General features: G+C 42.7%; 17 protein-coding genes and 2 tRNA genes. 15 read left to right on the top strand and 4 right to left on the bottom strand.

Annotated features, from left to right (window positions below; translation table 11 throughout):
- Positions 1–437 precede the first annotated feature (437 nt).
- Positions 438–1490 (bottom strand): porin, encoded by a 1053-nt coding sequence (locus L4D20_RS08325; protein ID WP_428801114.1) that lies wholly within the window; start codon positions 1488–1490, stop codon positions 438–440.
- 556 nt (positions 1491–2046) lie between these two features.
- Between L4D20_RS08325 and greA the strand changes: the two genes are divergently transcribed.
- The gene (greA, locus tag L4D20_RS08320; protein ID WP_428801113.1) at positions 2047–2520 is read left to right on the top strand and encodes a transcription elongation factor GreA; all 474 of its coding nucleotides are present in this window, start codon (positions 2047–2049) and stop codon (positions 2518–2520) included.
- 97 nt (positions 2521–2617) lie between these two features.
- Here greA and yhbY read toward each other — a convergent pair whose 3' ends face one another.
- Entirely contained in the window at positions 2618–2914 is a 297-nt protein-coding gene (gene yhbY / locus L4D20_RS08315; protein ID WP_428801112.1) for a ribosome assembly RNA-binding protein YhbY, read from the bottom strand.
- 127 nt (positions 2915–3041) lie between these two features.
- Here yhbY and rlmE point away from each other — a divergent pair, with 127 nt between their 5' ends.
- From rlmE to L4D20_RS08245, 14 genes are all read left to right on the top strand, one after another.
- Entirely contained in the window at positions 3042–3671 is a 630-nt protein-coding gene (gene rlmE / locus L4D20_RS08310; protein ID WP_428801111.1) for a 23S rRNA (uridine(2552)-2'-O)-methyltransferase RlmE, read from the top strand.
- 108 nt (positions 3672–3779) lie between these two features.
- The gene (gene ftsH / locus L4D20_RS08305; RefSeq protein WP_428801110.1) at positions 3780–5753 is read left to right on the top strand and encodes an ATP-dependent zinc metalloprotease FtsH; all 1974 of its coding nucleotides are present in this window, start codon (positions 3780–3782) and stop codon (positions 5751–5753) included.
- Positions 5754–5824: 71 nt separating this feature from the next.
- On the top strand, positions 5825–6655 hold the full coding sequence (gene folP, locus L4D20_RS08300; RefSeq protein WP_428801109.1) for a dihydropteroate synthase: 831 nt from the start codon (positions 5825–5827) through the stop codon (positions 6653–6655).
- A gap of 75 nt (positions 6656–6730) precedes the next feature.
- Positions 6731–8071, top strand: coding sequence for a phosphoglucosamine mutase (gene glmM / locus L4D20_RS08295; protein ID WP_428801108.1), 1341 nt, complete (start codon positions 6731–6733; stop codon positions 8069–8071).
- Between the two features lie 254 nt (positions 8072–8325).
- On the top strand, positions 8326–8661 hold the full coding sequence (secG, locus tag L4D20_RS08290; protein WP_428801107.1) for a preprotein translocase subunit SecG: 336 nt from the start codon (positions 8326–8328) through the stop codon (positions 8659–8661).
- 20 nt (positions 8662–8681) lie between these two features.
- Positions 8682–8766, top strand: a tRNA-Leu gene (locus L4D20_RS08285).
- 54 nt (positions 8767–8820) lie between these two features.
- Positions 8821–8897, top strand: a tRNA-Met gene (locus L4D20_RS08280).
- A gap of 217 nt (positions 8898–9114) precedes the next feature.
- Positions 9115–9570: a ribosome maturation factor RimP gene (gene rimP, locus L4D20_RS08275; RefSeq protein ID WP_428801106.1), complete on the top strand. Its 456-nt coding sequence runs from the start codon at positions 9115–9117 to the stop codon at positions 9568–9570.
- Between the two features lie 38 nt (positions 9571–9608).
- Positions 9609–11096, top strand: a complete 1488-nt coding sequence (nusA, locus tag L4D20_RS08270) for a transcription termination factor NusA (RefSeq protein ID WP_428801105.1) — start codon at positions 9609–9611, stop codon at positions 11094–11096.
- A gap of 21 nt (positions 11097–11117) precedes the next feature.
- Positions 11118–13817 carry a translation initiation factor IF-2 gene (gene infB, locus L4D20_RS08265; protein WP_428801104.1) on the top strand — a complete coding sequence of 900 codons (2700 nt, stop codon included), beginning with the start codon at positions 11118–11120 and terminating at the stop codon, positions 13815–13817.
- 108 nt (positions 13818–13925) lie between these two features.
- Positions 13926–14351: a 30S ribosome-binding factor RbfA gene (gene rbfA, locus L4D20_RS08260; RefSeq protein WP_428801103.1), complete on the top strand. Its 426-nt coding sequence runs from the start codon at positions 13926–13928 to the stop codon at positions 14349–14351.
- Positions 14351–15301, top strand: coding sequence for a tRNA pseudouridine(55) synthase TruB (gene truB / locus L4D20_RS08255; protein ID WP_428801102.1), 951 nt, complete (start codon positions 14351–14353; stop codon positions 15299–15301). Before rbfA ends, truB begins: the two co-directional genes overlap by 1 nt.
- 133 nt (positions 15302–15434) lie before the next feature.
- Positions 15435–16346 (top strand): LysR family transcriptional regulator, encoded by a 912-nt coding sequence (locus tag L4D20_RS08250; RefSeq protein WP_428801101.1) that lies wholly within the window; start codon positions 15435–15437, stop codon positions 16344–16346.
- A 142-nt stretch (positions 16347–16488) separates the two neighbouring features.
- Positions 16489–17736 carry a DUF1254 domain-containing protein gene (locus L4D20_RS08245; protein ID WP_428801100.1) on the top strand — a complete coding sequence of 416 codons (1248 nt, stop codon included), beginning with the start codon at positions 16489–16491 and terminating at the stop codon, positions 17734–17736.
- A gap of 58 nt (positions 17737–17794) precedes the next feature.
- Here L4D20_RS08245 and L4D20_RS08240 read toward each other — a convergent pair whose 3' ends face one another.
- Both L4D20_RS08240 and L4D20_RS08235 read right to left on the bottom strand, forming a co-directional pair.
- Positions 17795–18226, bottom strand: coding sequence for a DUF1499 domain-containing protein (locus L4D20_RS08240; protein ID WP_428801099.1), 432 nt, complete (start codon positions 18224–18226; stop codon positions 17795–17797).
- 82 nt (positions 18227–18308) lie between these two features.
- Positions 18309–19721: an FAD-dependent oxidoreductase gene (locus L4D20_RS08235; protein ID WP_428801098.1), complete on the bottom strand. Its 1413-nt coding sequence runs from the start codon at positions 19719–19721 to the stop codon at positions 18309–18311.
- Between the last annotated feature and the right edge of the window lie 20 nt (positions 19722–19741).

Below are 19741 nucleotides of genomic sequence, written 5' to 3'. Positions count from 1 at the left end.
TTAATCAAGTTTCATATGTAAGATTTATGTCAATAATGACATTGATAAGTATTTCAACTGCATAAGGTGTTATTACGTTTTACTCCTAAAGTTCCCTTCAGCGTTAGTAAAATGATCTGAACGAATTAATCGTATAGTGTTTTATTGCGATAGGGTTTGGGTTAAATTGTTGTTTATTAGGCGTTTTTCAACGAACTATGGAGTGGTGAGGTTTATATGGTTTTTTATATATTTTAAGAATTTATATGTCATCAGAAACATATAAAGATATTTTATGCAGCGAAGAAATGGCGATGAGAATGACTATTAATACAGTGGAGTGAGAGTTTAGATGGTAGATAGAAAGTAACGAGTGAAACCAAAAGCTTAAGAGCTAAGGGTAAAAAAGCCCGCTATCAAAGCAGGCTTAAAGATGTTTTCATTCAAATAATGAAAAATTAGAAGTCGTAACGTAGACCTAGTGCTAGCTCGTCTTCAGCTGCAGCTTTACCAACTTTGTCTGAATCAAGTAGGTTAAAGTTGTAAGAGATGTAAGTACGTACGTTGTTAGCAAAGTAGTATGTTGCATCAATAGCAATATTGTCTGCAAGGTCTAGCTTATCACCGTCAATTTTGTCTTCTTGGAAGCTGTAAGTTGTGGTGAATGCCATGTTGTTTAACTTGTAAGCCGCTGCGAACTCGTAACCGGTAATGTCTATTTTTTCACCAGTTGATAGTTCTTTATCTTGGCCATCAACAAAGGCTGCACCGAAGTAGTAGCTGTCAGTGTTGTAAGATGCACCTAGAACAAATTGAGTGCTATCTGCAAAAATAGTTTCGCCATCTACTTTACGCTCGCCACTTTGATCAGCATAACCGCCACCGATAGTTACACCAGTGTCTGCGATTGTGTAAACAGCAGATAATGAGTAACCGTCAGTGCTATCGTTTGAGTAGAAGTCACCTTCTTTATTGATGGTTCCGTCTTCATCAGTATTTACGCGATCAGCAAAGCGGTAGCTTGCTTTAAGATCTAGATCAGCAAATGAACCTTTGTATGCGATCATGTGTGAGTCACGGTCAGCAACGTCTAGTTTGTAAAGACCAGTAGCGCCGTGGTAAGACATGATGTCAGTGAAGTCTGTGATTACGCCAAGTGCGCCATCAGTTTTACCATAAGCAACTTCACCGTATTGACCGCCGATAGCAGCGTACACGTAACGAGTTTCTGTACCGTCTGTAGTTAGTTCAGTTTCCCAGAAGCCTTTACCATATAGGCCATCTGTGATCTCAGTTTTACCTAGGAAGTTTAAACGTGCGCGGCTAGCGTCTGCAGCGTTACCATCTTTCATAGATAGACGAGCTTCAGCACGGCCACCGATCTCTAGAGATTGACCATTGCTGCTGTATACAGAAGAGCCTTCAACGTTGTCAGATTGAACTGTGTTTGCGTTTACGCCAGTAGCCACTGCAGCAGCTGATACAGCTAAAGCGATCAGAGTTTTGTTCATTTTGTTGTCCTATTTTATGTCCATAAATAGTGTTTATGAGTAAAGGCAAGTTGCCTTCACACTATATTGTGTTGGCCTGACTTCTCGCTTTAACTTTTCGTATATATGGATTAAGACGAAGTTGTTATTACTAAATGAAGCAAGAAGTCAGACGCAACTACGTTTTAACCGTTAAGTGGTTGAAAACGTTAGTGATATAAAATGAACTTTAACTATAAAAAATAGACGCGGGGAGTGGTGTTGATTTTAAGTGGTTGGTTTTGTTGTTGTTTTTTTAATAGTGGCGTATTTGTTGGTGAGTCTACTTGATGGAGCGAGTTTACATATATTGATAAGTTTTCTTTATTTCTGTTGGTTATTTAGACTCGCTAGGATTGTTTGGCTAGCGTAAAAATTGTGAGGATTTTCTTTTTTGGGATTTATCTCAGGGGAATTTTAATGATTTACCTGCCAAGTTTGTTTAAACTAAAAGAAATCAATGCACAAATTAACTACCTGGCCGTTTGGATCAGGTAGTTTTGTTTTGTCCAAAGTCCCCTTTGGCATAGAGGTATATATGGAAAAGGTTCCAATGACTGTACGTGGCGAAAAAAAGCTACGTGACGACTTAGAAAAACTACTTAAGCAGCGCCCGATTATTTCAGCTGCGATTGGCGAAGCTCGTGAGCTAGGCGATTTGAAAGAGAATGCAGAATATCACGCCGCTCGTGAAGAGCAGGGCATCTGCGAAGCTCAAATCCGCGATATCGAATACAAGCTTTCTGTTGCTCAAATTATTGATGTGACGCAGATGGAAAATACTGGAAAAGTTATTTTCGGTACTACTGTTACATTGATCGACGTTGATACTGACGAAGAAGTTAAGTATCAAATCGTTTCAGAAGATGAAGCGAATATTAAATCTGGTCGTATCTCAGTGAAATCACCGATTGCACGTGGTCTGATTGGTAAGCTTGAAGGTGATGAGGTGATGATCTCGACTCCAGGCGGCGACAAAGATTTCGAAATTGATAAAGTAGAATATATTTAACTAGTAGAAAGGCTGGCTCTTGTCGGTTGAAATGTTAAAGATAAAAAAAAGGTCGCACATGCGACCTTTTTTCTCACTGCAGTAATCTAAAGTGTAATTACTTGCGTGGGATTTCGATTTTACGTTGCTCTGATGGACGAAACAGTACTAGTACTTTACCAATGGTTTGTACTTTCTCTGCTTTAGTCTCACGAATAATTGCATCAATAATCAGTTGCTTAGTATCACGATCTTCAGAAGCGACTTTAATTTTGATCAGTTCATGGTGATCAAGTGCAATTTCGATTTCTGCTAGAACAGCTTCGGTGAGTCCATTCGCGCCCATAAGCACGACAGGTTTTAGACTGTGCGCTAGGCCTTTAAGATGCTGCTTTTGTTTGTTGCTTAGGTTCATTTCGCGGCCAATTTATTTTCTATTAGGGTTGAAAAAAACCATTTTAACGCCATCTAATGCTGAAGACTATAATTTATTAGTCTTATGTATATAGCAATTGGGTTTTACCCACTAAATTAGGTATCTAATGAGTAAACAGAAACATTCGGCCAGCTCTGGTCGTTGGTTGAAGGAACACTTCGACGATAAGTATGCAAACGAAGCTAGAAAGAAAGGCTACCGTTCTCGTGCTTACTTTAAAATGGAAGAGATCCATCTTAAAGATAAGTTGTTCACACCTGGTATGACCGTCGTCGATTTAGGCGCAGCTCCTGGTGGGTGGTCTCAATATGCTGCTAAAATAGTAGGTGACAATGGGCAAATAATTGCTTGTGATTTATTGCCTATGGATCCAATTGCGGGCGTAAGCTTTTTACAGGGCGATTTTCGTGAAGAGTCAGTTCTAGAAGCATTGCTTGAAAGAATTCAACCGAATATGGTTGATGTTGTGATGTCAGATATGGCACCCAATATCGCTGGCAATAATTCAGTTGATCAACCTAGAGCAATGTATTTAGTAGAATTAGCGTTGGATATGTGTCGACAAGTTCTAGCCACAAATGGTAGCTTTGTTGTTAAAGTTTTCCAAGGCGAAGGCTTTGATCAATACGTGAAAGACGTTCGTGAAATGTTCAAAACCGTCAAAGTGAGAAAACCTGATTCTTCTAGAGCTCGTTCTCGTGAAGTATTCATTGTAGCCACTGGTTACAAAGGTTAACTATTTAGCCACTAAAGGCGAAAGTTAACACTATAGCTACAGGTTTCAAACTGTAGTACCCTACCTTTAATTACAATTAGTTATCGAGAGGCTTGCACCTTGAGTGACATGGCAAAAAATTTAATTCTGTGGCTAGTTATCGCTGTCGTATTGATGTCTGTGTTCCAGAGCTTTGGCCCTGGTGAAAGCAACAGTAGATCAGTAGATTACACCACGTTTGTACAGGAAGTTGGCCAAGGCCAGATTCAAGAAGCAACATTTAAAGGTCAAGAAATTGCCTTTACTCGTCGTGGAGGTGGCTCTCGTTTTGTCACATACATGCCGGTATATGATCAAAAGCTTCTAGATGACCTCATTAACCAAAATGTGAAAGTTCAAGGTACACCTCCAGAAGAGCAAAGCCTTCTAGGGACTATCTTTATTTCTTGGTTCCCTATGATCTTACTCATTGGTGTATGGATATTCTTCATGCGTCAAATGCAAGGCGGCGGTGGCAAAGGTGCTATGTCGTTTGGTAAGAGTAAAGCTCGTATGATGAGCGAAGAACAAATCAAAACAACGTTCGGCGATGTCGCAGGTTGTGATGAAGCTAAAGAAGATGTGAAAGAGCTGGTTGATTACCTTCGTGATCCAAGCCGATTCCAAAAACTAGGCGGTAAAATTCCAACAGGTATCTTGTTGGTTGGTCCTCCTGGTACGGGTAAAACACTTCTTGCTAAAGCTATCGCTGGCGAAGCTAAAGTTCCTTTCTTCACTATATCTGGTTCAGATTTTGTAGAAATGTTCGTTGGTGTTGGTGCATCACGTGTTCGTGACATGTTCGAACAAGCGAAGAAAGCAGCACCTTGTATTATCTTTATCGATGAAATCGATGCTGTAGGTCGTCAACGTGGCGCAGGTGTTGGTGGTGGTCACGATGAGCGTGAGCAAACACTAAACCAAATGCTGGTTGAGATGGATGGCTTTGAAGGTAATGAAGGTATCATCGTTATCGCTGCAACCAACCGTCCTGACGTATTGGATCCAGCACTGCTTCGTCCTGGTCGTTTTGACCGTCAAGTAGTCGTTGGTCTACCAGATGTCCGTGGTCGTGAGCAGATTCTTAAAGTTCACATGCGTAAAGTACCTCTAAGTGGCGATGTTGAACCATCATTGATTGCTCGTGGTACGCCTGGTTTCTCTGGTGCTGACCTAGCTAACCTAGTTAACGAAGCGGCTCTATTCGCTGCACGTGGTAATAAACGTAGCGTAACTATGGTTGAGTTTGAATTAGCGAAAGATAAAATCATGATGGGTGCAGAGCGCCGTTCTATGGTTCTATCTGAAGAGACGAAAGAGTCAACGGCATACCACGAAGCGGGTCACGCTATTGTTGGTCGCTTGGTTCCTGAGCACGATCCGGTATACAAAGTGTCTATCATCCCACGTGGACGAGCACTTGGTGTCACTATGTACTTACCAGAGCAAGATCGCGTAAGTATGAACCGTCAGCATTTAGAATCTATGATCTCTAGTCTGTACGGTGGTCGTCTAGCTGAAGAGCTAATCTACGGTATGGATAAAGTATCTACTGGTGCATCAAACGATATCGAACGTGCAACTGATATTGCTCGTAAGATGGTGACACAGTGGGGCTTCTCTGAAAAACTTGGTCCTCTTCTGTATGCAGAAGATGAAGGCGAAGTGTTCTTAGGGCGTTCGGTAACGCAAACTAAGCATGTATCGAATGATACTGCGAAGCTTATCGATGATGAAGTTCGTGTGATTATCGATCGCAACTATGCTCGCGCTAAGCAGATTCTAGAAGATAACATGGATCTAATGCACTCAATGAAAGACGCACTTGTTAAGTACGAAACCATTGATGCAGGACAGATTGATGATCTAATGGAGCGCAAATCAGAAATTCGTGAGCCAGCTGGTTGGGGTGATGATCAAGACAAGCCTCAAACGGATAGCGATAAAGAATCAGCTAAAAAAACGTCAGAAGATAAAGCAGAAGCAGCATCATCTGAAAGTAATAGCGCTGAAGAGCCATCTGTAGAATCTGCAGAAAAAGCAGATAAAAAAGACGCAGAGTAACGACTGTCCTTTAATAAAACCCCGAGCTCTCTCGGGGTTTTTGTGTTTTAGGCTATCTAGATATTAGATCTATGAAAATTACAGCAAACAATAAGCAGTTAGATTTATCGACCCCACAAGTTATGGGTATTCTTAATGTCACTCCTGACTCATTTTCAGATGGTGGCCAGTTTTCTTCATTAGCGACAGCTTTAGAGCAAGCTGAGAAAATGATAGCAGCGGGTGTCAGCATCATTGATATCGGTGGCGAATCAACGAGGCCGGGTGCGCCAGATGTCTCTCTAGAAGATGAGTTGAATCGAGTAATCCCAGTGATTAAAGCGATCCGTGAGAAACATGATGTCTGGATATCCATCGATACTAGCAAAGCGAAAGTGATGGAAAAGGCGATAGAAGCCGGTGCTGATATCATCAATGACGTTCGAGCGTTGCAAGAGCCCGGTGCATTGGAAGTCGCCGCAAAAGAGCAAGTGCCTATTTGTCTAATGCACATGCAAGGTCAACCTCGCACCATGCAGCATAAACCGCACTACAAAGATATTATCGAAGATATCAGTCTGTTTCTCGCCGAGCGTGTTAAAGCGTGTAAATCCGTTGGAATTGATTCATCTCAGTTGATTCTTGATCCCGGTTTTGGCTTTGGCAAAACTTTAGAGCATAATTACCATCTGCTTGCGCATTTAGATAAATTTCATCAATTAGGCATGCCAATATTAGCGGGTATGTCTCGTAAGTCGATGATATTTAAATTAATAGATAAAAAACCTTCAGAATGCATGGTGGCAAGTGTCACCTGTGCAACAATTGCTGCATTAAAAGGTGCACAAATCATACGAGTTCATGATGTCGATGAAACATTGGAAGCAATGAAGATCATTACCACGATGAACAGCAATAAATAGTCCTAATTAGGTTTAGAACTGAAAACGTATAGCGCAAAAACTGTATAACGAAAAATAAGAAACCAAGGAATAAAAATGTCAGATAAAAGACGTTACTTCGGCACTGACGGTGTACGAGGGAAAGTAGGCCAATACCCGATCACTCCAGATTTTGTATTAAAGCTAGGTTGGGCTGCTGGCCGAGTACTTGCCAAGCAGGGTACTAAGAAAGTGATCATCGGCAAAGATACTCGTATTTCAGGTTACATGCTGGAGTCTGCTTTAGAGGCTGGTCTTGCTGCTGCAGGCCTAAAAGCGACATTAACAGGCCCTATGCCAACGCCTGCTGTTGCTTATCTTACACAAACGTTTCGCGCTGAAGCGGGCATTGTAATCTCTGCTTCTCATAACCCGTATTACGATAACGGTATTAAGTTCTTCTCGTCAGAGGGAACCAAGCTTTCAGATGAAATCGAACTGGCGATTGAAGCTGAGATGGATAAAGATATCGAGTGTGTTGAGTCGGCAAACCTTGGTAAAGCGATGCGCCTAAACGACGCCGCTGGCCGTTATATTGAATTTTGTAAAAGCACATTCCCTTCAGAGCTTAGCCTAGCGGGTTTAAAAATTGTTATCGATTGTGCGCATGGTGCGACATACCATATCGCGCCAAGTGTCTTCACTGAATTAGGTGCTGAGATTGTGACGATTGGTGTCGAGCCAAACGGTACTAACATCAACCATGAAGTGGGTGCAACGGATGTTCGAGCACTTCAAAAACGAGTTGTTGAAGAGAAAGCGCATTTAGGTGTTGCTTTTGACGGCGATGGTGACCGAATCATCATGGTTGATGAATTTGGAAATAAGGTCGATGGCGATCAAATTGCTTATATTATTGCTCGTGATGCGCTTCGCCGTGGTGAATTAAAAGGTGGTGTTGTTGGTACATTAATGACAAACCTTGGTATGGAAAACGGATTGAAACAGCTGGGTATACCATTTGTTCGTGCTTCAGTTGGAGACCGTTATGTGATGGAAAAGCTGCTTGAACGCAATTGGAAAATTGGTGCTGAAAACTCTGGACACGTTATCCTACTGGATAAAGTGACAACGGGTGATGCGATTGTTGCTGCACTTCAGGTGATTGCATCTATTGTTGGTAGCGAAATGACGTTGAACGAGCTGTCTCAAGGAATGACCTTATACCCTCAAGTTCTCGAGAATGTACGATTTAGTGGTGATTCGAATCCATTGGATGCTCAAGCTGTAAAAGATTCTGTACAAGAGGTTGAAGCTGAATTGGGTGAGAAAGGAAGAGTGCTGCTACGTAAATCGGGAACCGAGCCTTTACTACGTGTCATGGTTGAAGGTGAAGATGCAGAACTGGTACAACGTTCAGCGCTTAAAATCGCGGATGCGGTAAAAGCTAACTGCTAATCCTAAGATCGTTTAGGGGCAAATTAGCCCCTATTCATGAGCTGTAAATTCGCTTAACTTTGCTTTTGCCCTTTTTTTAACCGATTGATGCTCCTTAAAGGAGTTTTTCTTAAAATCTTCTTGTCAGCGTACTCGGCTTTCGCTAGTATTGCTCGGCCTTCAGTTAGGAGGTCGCTAGCTTTGTTCTAAAAATCTTGTTTCATAACGAATTTTAGACGGCGCTGGCTCGACAATTTTGAACATAGGTGGACACCATGTATTCAGTTCTACTTGTGACTTACCTGTTGGCAGCGCTCGGTGTAATTGGCCTTGTGTTGATTCAACAAGGTAAAGGCGCAGATATGGGAGCTTCATTCGGTGCCGGTGCTTCAAACACAGTGTTTGGTGCTGGTGGCTCAGGGAATTTCCTAACCCGAATGACTGCAATTTTTGCAACAGTATTTTTCATCCTTAGCTTAGTGCTTGGCAACATGTCGACTAGTACGACTGAGTCACAATGGCTTGACCCAACTCAAGGTCAAGTTATCCAACAAGCTGAAGATGTAGTGAGTGAACTTCCAGCCGAAACTGGCGACGAGATTCCTCAATAAGCTAATTCAATGATTTAGCTGCCGAGATGGTGAAATTGGTAGACACGCTAGCATGAGGTGCTAGTGCCTTAGGGTGTGAGGGTTCAAGTCCCTCTCTCGGCACCATATTTACAAACTTGTAAATCACCTTGTTGAGCGTATAATGCACAGCAAGTCGGACGCGGGATGGAGCAGTTTGGTAGCTCGTCGGGCTCATAACCCGAAGGTCGTCGGTTCAAATCCGGCTCCCGCAACCAAATCCTTTTTAGGATTCGTGGACAAGTTTGCGCAGTTGCTTTTGCTAAAGTGATTGTGAGTTGGATACAATTTGTATCTAACGAATCAAGGGTCCAGCAATAAAAAACCCCGACTATTTCGGGGTTTTTTGTTATCTAGCTTTTTAATTTTAGCTAGGTTGTTGCTTGGGATTTAAATTGGGCTCTTTGCCCTTTTTTTGTTTCTGGAGTGGTTTAAATGACTGGTTTAGAGAGACAACTTACTGAAATGCTTGACAGTGCAGTATCTGCGTTAGGCTATGAGTTAGTTGGATTAGAATTTATTCGTGCAGGCGAGCATTCAACGCTACGTATCTATATCGATCATGAAAATGGCATATTTGTTGACGATTGCTCAGAAGTGAGCCGTCAAGTTAGTGCTGTTTTAGATGTAGAAGATCCAATTTCAGTGGCTTATAACCTAGAAGTGTCTTCTCCTGGTCTAGAACGACCACTTTTCACAGCAGCACACTACAAACAGTTTATTGGTCACGAGGTCAACATCGTCTTGAAAATGGCCGTAGGAAACCGTCGTAAATGGAAGGGTGATATTCACTCTGTCGATGGTGAGACTATTTCAGTCGTTGTTGAAGGTCAGCAAGAAAGTTTTGCATTAAGCAATATTTCTAAAGCTAACCTGATACCTAAATTTTAGTTCTCCTAGAAAAATTTGAGCTTAAGAGGCTAGATAGAATGAGTAAAGAAATTTTAGCGGTAGTAGAGGCTGTTTCGAATGAAAAAGCCGTACCTCGTGAACGTATTTTTGAAGCGCTAGAAACTGCGCTTGCTACGTCAACTAAGAAAAAACACGCATTAGAAATTGAAGTTCGTGTTGAAATTGATCGTAAAACAGGTGAATTCGATACTTTCCGTCGCTGGGAAGTGGTTGAAGAAGTCGAAAGCCCAACTAAAGAGATCTCTTTAGAAGCAGCGCAATACGAAGATGAAACAATGGTTATTGGTGATTTCGTTGAAGACGATATTCCATCAGTAACGTTTGACCGTATTACTACGCAAACAGCGAAGCAAGTTATCGTACAAAAAGTACGTGAAGCTGAGCGCGCTCAAATCGTAGAGCAGTTTATTGATAACGAAGGTGAGCTAGTTACCGGTGTTGTTAAAAAAGTAAATCGTGAAACGGTAATTCTAGATCTAGGTAGCAACGCTGAAGCGGTTATTCTTCGTGATGATCAACTTCCTCGTGAAAACTTCCGCCCAGGCGACCGTGTTCGTGGTTTGCTGTACGCAGTTAAACCTGAAGCACGTGGTTTCCAACTGTTCATTACTCGTTCTAAGCCTGAAATGCTTGCTGAGCTTTTCCGTGTGGAAGTGCCAGAAATTGGCGAAGAGCTAATTGAACTGAAAGCGGGTGCTCGCGATCCAGGTTCACGTGCAAAAATTGCTGTGAAGACTAACGACCGTCGTATCGACCCTGTTGGTGCGTGTGTTGGTATGCGTGGCGCACGTGTACAAGCTGTTTCTGGCGAACTTGGCGGTGAGCGTATCGATATCGTTCTTTGGGACGACAATCCTGCTCAGTTTGCTATTAATGCAATGGCTCCTGCTGATGTTGCTTCTATCATTGTTGATGAAGATGCACACTCAATGGACATCGCTGTTGAACCAGACAACTTAGCGCAAGCTATCGGTCGTAATGGTCAAAACGTTCGCCTTGCTTCTCAACTTACGGGTTGGGAACTTAACGTAATGACAGTTGAAGACCTACAGAAGAAGCACCAAGAAGAGTCTCAAGCTGCTGTTGAGAGCTTCATGAAGCACTTAGATATCGAGCAAGATTTTGCCGAGATGCTGACTGAAGAAGGTTTCTCAACGCTAGAAGAGATTGCTTACGTTCCAGTTCATGAACTGTTAGAAGTTGATGGCCTAGACGAAGACATGGTTGAAGAGTTACGTAGCCGTGCAAAAGACGCACTGACTACTCTTGCTCTTGCTCAAGAAGAGACACTCGACGGTGTTGAACCTGCAGAAGATTTGCTTGCTCTAGAGGGGCTAGAACGCGAACTAGCATTCAAGCTGGCTGCAAAAGGTGTTGTAACACTTGAAGACTTAGCTGATCAAGGTACTGATGAGCTAGAAGATATTGAAGGATTAACAGAAGAACGCGCAGGTGAGCTAATCATGGCTGCACGTAATATTTGTTGGTTCGGCGACGAAGATTAATTTCAGCAAGGAGGTAGCGGAATGACGCAACTAACAGTAAAAGCATTAAGTGAAGAGATTGGTACGCCAGTTGACCGCTTAGTTGAACAACTTGCTGACGCAGGCATGACTAAAGCAAGCGGCGATCAAGTATCAGATGACGAAAAGCAGAAGCTTCTTGTTCACCTGAAAAAAGAACACGGTGATACATCAGGCGAAACTGAGCCTACTCGCTTAACACTACAGAGAAAAACTCGCAGTACACTAAGTGTTTCAGCAAGTGGTGGTAAGAGTAAAGATGTTCAAGTAGAAGTGCGTAAGAAGCGTACTTATGTGAAGCGCAGCACAGTAGATGACGAAGCGAAACGTGAGGCTGAGGAAGCAGCAAAACGTGAAGCGGAAGAGCTAGCGAAACGCGAAGCGGATGAACTAGCAAAACGTGATGCTGCAGATAAAGCAAAACGCGAAGCCGAAGATAAAGCAAAACGTGAAGCGGATGCAAAACGTGGTGCAGAAGAAAAGGCTCAGCGTGTACAAGCTGAAAAGGCTAAAAAAGACATGAATGCAAAAAATGCTGACGTTAATACGCAAGCTAAGAAAGAATCTGATGAACTGAAACTTCGTCAAGAGCAAGAAGCTCAACGTAAAGCTGAGCAAGAAGCTGCCAAGCTTGTTGAAGAAGCTCGTAAGCTAGCGGAAGAGAACCAAGACCGCTGGACTGAAGAAGAGAAGAAGAAGAAAGAACAAGAGAAAACGGCTGATTACCATATCACTACTTCTACTTACGCTCGTGAAGCTGAAGACGCTGCGGACCGTAAAGAAGAAGGTGCTGGTACAAACCGTCGCAAGAAGAAGAAAAAACCAGCTGCTACTCAAGATCGCAACGGTGGTCGTAACCAACGTGGCGGCCGCGGTGGTCGTAATAAAGGTAAGCTGGCTAAACCAACTTCAATGCAACATGGCTTTGATAAGACAGCAACAGTTGCTAAATCTGACGTTGCTATCGGCGAGACTATCGTAGTATCTGAACTGGCAAGCAAAATGTCAGTGAAAGGCACAGAAGTCATCAAAGTGATGATGAAAATGGGCGCTATGGCGACCATTAACCAAGTTATTGACCAAGAAACTGCAGCACTTGTTGCTGAAGAAATGGGTCACAAGGTTATTCTACGTAAAGAGAATGAACTTGAAGAAGCCGTACTATCTGATCGTGATAACGATGCAGCAGTAGAAGGTCGTGCTCCAGTTGTTACTATCATGGGTCACGTTGACCACGGTAAAACATCTACACTGGATTACATCCGTAAAGCACACGTTGCTGACGCAGAAGCGGGTGGCATTACACAACACATCGGTGCATACCACGTTGAAACTGACAACGGTATGATCACTTTCCTTGATACTCCTGGACACGCGGCGTTTACTGCTATGCGTGCTCGTGGTGCTCAAGCGACAGATATCGTTGTTCTAGTTGTAGCTGCAGATGATGGTGTTATGCCACAGACAGTTGAAGCGATTCAACACGCAAAAGCAGCTGGCGTACCTCTAATTATCGCAGTTAACAAAATCGATAAAGAAGATGCTAACCCAGACAACGTTAAGAATGAGCTAGCTCAATACGACGTTATCCCTGAAGAGTGGGGCGGTGAGAACATGTTCGTTCACATCTCTGCTAAGCAAGGTACTAACATCGATGGTCTACTAGAAACTATACTTCTACAGTCTGAAGTTCTTGAACTTACTGCTGTTAGAGAAGGCATGGCGTCTGGTGTTGTAGTTGAATCTCGTCTTGATAAAGGTCGCGGTCCTGTTGCAACTGTACTTGTTCAATCTGGTACGCTTAACAAAGGTGACATCCTTCTTTGTGGTCAAGAATACGGCCGTGTTCGTGCAATGCGCGATGAGAATGGTAAAGAGATCCTTGAAGCTGGTCCTTCTATCCCTGTTGAAATCATCGGTCTATCTGGTGTTCCATCATCTGGTGACGAAGCGACAGTTGTACGTGATGAGCGTAAAGCTCGTGAAGTAGCAAACTACCGTCAAGGTAAATTCCGTGATGTGAAACTTGCTCGTCAACAGAAATCTAAACTAGAAAACATGTTCTCTAACATGGAAGCTGGTGAAGTTGCAGAACTTAACGTTGTACTGAAAGGTGACGTTCAAGGTTCGGTTGAAGCGATTTCTGATTCACTACTTAAACTGTCTACTGACGAAGTTAAAGTGAACATCGTAGGTTCTGGTGTTGGTGGTATTACTGAGACTGATGCAACACTTGCAGCAGCTTCAAACGCTATCATCCTAGGCTTCAACGTACGTGCTGATGCAACTGCTCGTCGTACTGTTGATAACGAAAACCTAGATCTTCGTTACTACTCAATCATTTACCAATTGATTGATGAAGTTAAACAAGCAATGGGCGGCATGCTTGCTCCAGAATTCAGACAAGAGATCATTGGTCTTGCTGAAGTACGTGACGTGTTTAAGTCACCTAAACTGGGCGCAATCGCTGGTTGTATGGTTACTGAAGGCATCATTAAGCGTAGCAACCCAATCCGCGTACTACGCGAAAACGTTGTTATTTACGAAGGTGAGCTAGAATCACTTCGTCGCTTTAAAGATGACGTTCAAGAAGTTAAGAATGGCTACGAATGTGGTATCGGCGTTAAGAACTACAATGATGTTCGCGCTGGTGACCAAATCGAAGTATTCGAAATCGTTGAAATTAAACGTACACTCGACTAATTGATAAAAGTTACCCGCCTTATAAAGGCAAGGTAATCGGTTGTTGAATGCACCATGGGGGGCTGGCTTTGGCCATCCCCCCATTCTTTCTATTTATGAGAAATGATTATGTCAAAAGAATTTAGCCGCACACAACGCGTGTCGCAGCAATTACAAAAAGAACTCGCGATTATTCTACAGCGTGAAGTTCGTGATTCTCGCTTAGGGATGGTTACCATCTCTGATGTTGAAGTATCAAGAGATCTTGCTTACGCAAAAGTATTCGTTACTTTTTTATGTGTTGGTGAACAAACGCCAGAGAGCTGTCTTGCTGCACTAAAAGAGCACGAAGTTCCTGTTCGCATGGCGCTAGGTAAGCGTATTCGTCACCGCCTAACACCTGAAGTTCGTTTTACTTATGACGATACTTTAGTTGAAGGTATGCGTATGTCGAACCTAGTTAGTGAAATACTAACTGAAGACAAGCGTAAGCAGATTGAATCTGGTCGCGAAGAAGAACAGGATCAAAACGGTTCTGAAGAGGAAGGCAAGTAATGGCTCGCCGTCGTAAGGGTCGTCCAGTCAATGGGGTTATCTTATTAGATAAGCCGACCGGTATTTCTTCTAACGATGCTTTGCAAAAAGTTAAGCGAATCTACTTTGCTCAAAAAGCGGGTCATACCGGCGCACTTGACCCATTAGCGACAGGTATGTTGCCAATCTGCTTAGGTGAAGCGACTAAGTTTTCTCAGTTCTTGTTAGATTCAGATAAACGTTATGTCGTTAAAGCGAAGCTTGGTGAGAGAACAAACACTTCTGACTCTGATGGTGAAATTGTCGAGACTCGCGACATTAATGTCACACAAGAGCAACTAGAACGCTGCGTAGCAAGCTTTAAAGGTGAAACGGACCAAGTTCCTTCTATGTTTTCTGCATTGAAGCACCAAGGCCGTCCGCTTTATGAATATGCACGTGAAGGCATCGAGGTTCCACGTGAATCACGTAAGATCACGGTTTACTCTATCGAGCTGCTGCGTTTTGAAGGTGACGAGATTGAAATGGAAGTCCACTGCTCTAAAGGGACTTACATTCGCACTATTACTGATGATCTTGGTGAAATGTTAGGTTGTGGTGCTCACGTAACCTATCTCCGTCGTACTGGCGTTGCAAAGTATCCATATGAGAAAATGGTGACTCTTGAACAGTTGAACGAACTGTTAGAGCAAGCGGAACGTGATGAAGTGGCTCCTAGAGAGCTTCTGGATCCTTTGCTAATGCCTATGGATACCGCGGTAGAAGATCTTCCTGAAGTGAACATGAATGCTGAATTGATGGACCTTGTTCAACACGGTATGCCAGTGCAAATTGCTGGGGCACCTACTGAAGGAACGGTTCGCATGACTAGTGGTGAAGAGAAATTATTTCTTGGCGTTGCTACGATTGATGATGACGGAAGAGTCGCACCAAAGCGCCTTGTTGTTTTCCAAGATGAAGAACAAAATTAAGCATTAATTGCTAAATTATATGAAGCCGGAGTATAACTTCGGCTTTTTGTTATTGAGATCTCACTTCCATATTCGCTCTCTACACTAAATCTCGCTATGATCATTACCAATTGCATTGTAGAGAATGATGACCATGAATGATAAGCAGTTGCGAAACTTAGATTTTAATTCACTTAAGTTATTAAAAATATTAGGTGAAGAGCTAAATACTAAACGCACCGCCGAAAGAATGTTCATATCTCAACCTGCTGTAAGTAAGGGGTTGAAAAAGATGCGAGATTATTGTGGTGATGAAATTTTCACCCGAAAGCAGTATGGCATAGAGCCAACACCATTTGGTAAAGAAGTACTTAGAAAGTTGCCGCTCGCGTTCGACGTATTAGATGATATATTTTCCCATGCTGAGCAATTTGATATTTCTAATTACACTGATGAAATATGCATTGCGATAAGTACCTCTTTATATCAGCCCATCGCTCATAAAGTTTATGCTCATCTTAGGGAAACAATACCTAATGCGACCATTCGGTTGGTCAATTGGGGAGAGAATACAGAACATGACTTAAAAGTCGGCAAGATTCATTTAGGGATAAACTACTACCCATTAGAGGTATCCAAAGCACTGAGTCAGAAGAAGCTAAGCTATGCTCAATTTAAGCTGATATGCCGTGTCGGCCATCCTATCTTTCAATCGAAAGGACGCTTAGAGGATATTGGAGCATACCCTTTAGCACTTTTAGAGCAACCCGATTTTGCAACGGATAAGAATCTGATTGAACGAAAGCTCTTGGCTATTGGGATAACGCCTAAGGTCGAGCTTAAGGCTGATCAGCTAAACATCTGCCTTGATGCTGTAAAAGAAAGCGACCTATTGTTACCCTATGCTGATTTACCTGGTGTCAAACTACCAGAGGGTGTTCAATTTTACTCTGGACACAAGGATGAGCAAATAGGCAGTGATGTAGGTACATTTATAGCGACTAGAAGTGTAAATACACCATTAATACATTGGCTATCAAACGAGTTACGATTCATGTTTTCATGATGATCGCGTCAGTCTGAGGTCAATATAGTTTTAGTTATCGTTATGGGTTATATCTGGAAGTCTTTATTTTCATTTCAAAATATGCACTTTTGTGCATTATCTTAACCGCAGGCTAGTTACGTATTACTGCGGAGATTATAAAATGAAAAAACAAATTATTGCAGCTACCTTGGCATTGTGCAGTTTGAGCATTAATGCTCAAGACACATTCACCAATGAAGATTTCACAGGCTTAAGGGTTTATCACCACGCTGAAAATATGATCGCTCATATTGAAGAGTTTGGTATCAACCAGTGGGACCATCCACCAATTTCGGATCATACTTACTTTGTCATCACGCCAGCATTAGACCACCTCTACTCTAAAGCTATGGTTGATGTCAGCCGAGGGCCCGCTATATTAACCACGCCTATACGTGATGACCGATATGCTTCATTACAAATCGTTGATTCAGAGCATTTCACGGTGTATGCAGAAACCACCCCTCGAGAAGGTGGTCAATTCCTAATCACTAGAGCAGGAGCTGATTATGATATACCGGACGGAGAGTTCACCGATATAATTGAAGTCCACGAGGACCTGACCTTTTTATTTGTACGTACACAAACATTTGAGTATAGAGACGATGGCTATGCGAACGAAAATCGCCATCAACTTAAATTGGACATCTCAGAAAAGTCGAAAGAATTTGACCTACCCGACCGCAAAGATACGAAAGCGGTAATCCAACTTGCAATAGATAATCATGACGGATGGGCTGAGACGGCTGATGAACTACAAGGGGCTGTGAATAATTTCGATTATGATCGCTACGTACAAACGGCTGAGTATGTGACAGAGAAATTATTGACAGGGGTGATCACCAACAACAGCAGCGGATTCGAAACCCCTGACCATCCAGATGCAGACCACGATAGTATCAATTTAATCCGTGCGGCAGTGACACATTTAGGGCACTTAGGGTTCCCCGCGGCACATGCATACTATGAAAATATTCCAGTAACTCCACAAGGCCTGCCTCTAAATGGTTCAGAGGCATTTGTATTCACAATGCCGCATGAGCAAGCCGTTGGCGAGTTTTGGTCTATTACTCGTTATAAATCAGCGACACGTTTGCCTCTAGACCCTGATACTATCGGTGGAAGCAATCGTCAAGTATTCGCAGGTGGTAATACAACCCCGGATGCGGACGGTAATGTAACGATTACGTTCAGTACAGATGATCCAAAAGACGGTACGTACTGGATGCCGGTTGTTGATGGTGAGCAATATTACTTCATCGTACGCTACTACGATCCTCAGAGTGGGCTTAAGGGCAACACGGCTCAAACATTGCTTTATGGCGGAACACCACTCGAGAATGTTTTTGTTCCTAAACAGTCATTCTAAATTGAGCTAACCTCTGTGAAAGGCGGTCTTTAATCGCCTTTCATTTCTTACTGAGTGATTATTTAAGTAATTGAGCAGAATCGAGCATCGTCCTCAATTGATCGGCTCGCTTTCTATTAACCCCAAAATCTGAATAACCGACCCGAGATTCAGAACGAACGATGAGCTTCGAGCCTTCGACTTTTAGCTCCAAATCATCAACAAACCTTAGTATTTTAGATGTGTATTCAATTCTGAGGTAATTACCTTCTTTCGTTGCCGTTTTAGCCCCCGACATTTGTAGGGCAACTTGTTCTATTTCTTCGATATTTGCTTTGCTTTTTAGCTGAAAGGCGATGAGGTGATGCTGCTCTCGAGTATCCTCAGTAGAGACGCAATTGGGGCTTTCCCCACAAGGTAGTGCTGTACGATCATTGAAACTTTTAGCTCCTTGGCTACATGCCGATAGAAGGAGGGAGCTAAATAACACAGTAATGGTTGCGCGTGACATAGAGTGAGTCCAATAAGTTGTTGGGTAGCAACAAAAAATAAAGGATCCGATATCGAATCCTTTATAGTATTGCCGTTAAAACTTATAAATCAAGAAAGTCTAAGATTCCTTCCGCAGCTTTGCGCCCTTCATCAATAGCGGTTACAACAAGATCGGATCCTCGAACTGCATCTCCGCCAGCGAAGATCTTCTTATTACTGGTTTGATACATGAACTCTTGCTGAGAAGGTGCTTTTATACGCCCCCACTCATCGAGGTCCACGCCGAAAGGTTTTAGCCATTCCATTGCATGAGGCTGGAAACCAAACGCCATAATTACGGCATCAGCTTCGAGTGTATGTTCACTATTAGCAACGGGCTCTGGGCGACGACGACCAGCATCATCGGGTTCACCTAAAGCGGTTTTGACCACTTTAATGCCACTCACTTCGCCGTTTGAATTTACTTCAATACCTAGAGGCTGAAGGTTAAACATAAAGTTCACGCCTTCCTCTTTTGCATTCTTCACTTCACGACGAGATCCCGGCATATTTGCTTCATCACGACGATAGGCACAAATAACATCTTTTGCACCTTGTCGGATAGAAGTTCGGACACAGTCCATAGCGGTGTCACCACCGCCTAGAACGATCACTTTCTTATCTGCCATATCAATCAAAGGTTCTGGGCTGTCTAGTTCCATCACTTTGTAGGTGTTTGAAATTAAAAATGGTAGAGCGTCAAATACTCCAGAAGCATCTTCGTTAGCTAAGCCTGCTCGCATATTTTTATAGGTACCAACACCCAGGAATACGGCATCATACTCATCCACTAACTGTTGTAGTTGAATGTCCTTACCAACCTCGGTATTCATTTGAAATTCAACGCCCATGTCACTAAAGATACGACGTCGATTTTTCATTACCCCTTTTTCTAACTTGAAAGAGGGAATACCAAACGTAAGAAGGCCGCCAATCTCAGGGTAGCGGTCAAAGACAACAGGCTTGACGCCATTTCGAACTAATATATCAGCTGCGGCTAAGCCAGCAGGTCCGGCCCCGATAATCGCGACCTTTTTATCTGTCCATTCAACATTTGACATATCAGGCTTCCAGCCCATTTCAAATGCTTTGTCTGTGATGTACTTTTCAACATTACCAATGGTGACTGCACCAAACTCGTCATTAAGGGTACATGAGCCTTCACATAACCTGTCTTGTGGACAAACTCGGCCACAGACTTCAGGAAGACTGTTTGTTTGATGAGAAAGCTCTGCAGCTTCTATAATTCGACCTTCATTGGCAAGCTTTAGCCATTGAGGAATGTAATTGTGAACAGGGCATTTCCATTCACAATATGGATTACCACAATCTAAACAGCGATCAGCTTGTGCTTTTGCTTGCTGCTTAGTGAAAGGTTCGTAAATCTCGATAAATTCGATCTTACGAATCTTGATTGGCTTTTTCGCAGGGTCAACGCGGCTAACATCGATAAATTGATAAACATTCTGGCTCATAATTTAGGCTCCTTCCTACT

The organism is Vibrio kyushuensis, assembly GCF_050337325.1.
In the GTDB taxonomy this organism is placed as follows: domain Bacteria; phylum Pseudomonadota; class Gammaproteobacteria; order Enterobacterales; family Vibrionaceae; genus Vibrio; species Vibrio kyushuensis.
Note: the sequence above shows the minus strand (reverse complement) of the source record. Positions and strands in the feature narration are given on the sequence as shown.

Bases quoted from the DNA above. Each gene is read 5' to 3' on its own strand.
- yhbY (WP_428801112.1), bottom strand. From the start codon at position 2,914: ATGAACCTAAGCAACAAACAAAAGCAGCATCTTAAAGGCCTAGCGCAC.
- folP (WP_428801109.1), top strand. From the start codon at position 5,825: ATGAAAATTACAGCAAACAATAAGCAGTTAGATTTATCGACCCCACAA.
- L4D20_RS08235 (WP_428801098.1), bottom strand. From the start codon at position 19,721: ATGAGCCAGAATGTTTATCAATTTATCGATGTTAGCCGCGTTGACCCT.
- glmM (WP_428801108.1), top strand. From the start codon at position 6,731: ATGTCAGATAAAAGACGTTACTTCGGCACTGACGGTGTACGAGGGAAA.
- greA (WP_428801113.1), top strand. From the start codon at position 2,047: ATGGAAAAGGTTCCAATGACTGTACGTGGCGAAAAAAAGCTACGTGAC.
- L4D20_RS08245 (WP_428801100.1), top strand. From the start codon at position 16,489: ATGAAAAAACAAATTATTGCAGCTACCTTGGCATTGTGCAGTTTGAGC.
- rbfA (WP_428801103.1), top strand. From the start codon at position 13,926: ATGTCAAAAGAATTTAGCCGCACACAACGCGTGTCGCAGCAATTACAA.
- ftsH (WP_428801110.1), top strand. From the start codon at position 3,780: ATGGCAAAAAATTTAATTCTGTGGCTAGTTATCGCTGTCGTATTGATG.
- nusA (WP_428801105.1), top strand. From the start codon at position 9,609: ATGAGTAAAGAAATTTTAGCGGTAGTAGAGGCTGTTTCGAATGAAAAA.
- L4D20_RS08240 (WP_428801099.1), bottom strand. From the start codon at position 18,226: ATGTCACGCGCAACCATTACTGTGTTATTTAGCTCCCTCCTTCTATCG.
- L4D20_RS08250 (WP_428801101.1), top strand. From the start codon at position 15,435: ATGAATGATAAGCAGTTGCGAAACTTAGATTTTAATTCACTTAAGTTA.
- truB (WP_428801102.1), top strand. From the start codon at position 14,351: ATGGCTCGCCGTCGTAAGGGTCGTCCAGTCAATGGGGTTATCTTATTA.
- infB (WP_428801104.1), top strand. From the start codon at position 11,118: ATGACGCAACTAACAGTAAAAGCATTAAGTGAAGAGATTGGTACGCCA.
- rlmE (WP_428801111.1), top strand. From the start codon at position 3,042: ATGAGTAAACAGAAACATTCGGCCAGCTCTGGTCGTTGGTTGAAGGAA.
- rimP (WP_428801106.1), top strand. From the start codon at position 9,115: ATGACTGGTTTAGAGAGACAACTTACTGAAATGCTTGACAGTGCAGTA.
- L4D20_RS08325 (WP_428801114.1), bottom strand. From the start codon at position 1,490: ATGAACAAAACTCTGATCGCTTTAGCTGTATCAGCTGCTGCAGTGGCT.
- secG (WP_428801107.1), top strand. From the start codon at position 8,326: ATGTATTCAGTTCTACTTGTGACTTACCTGTTGGCAGCGCTCGGTGTA.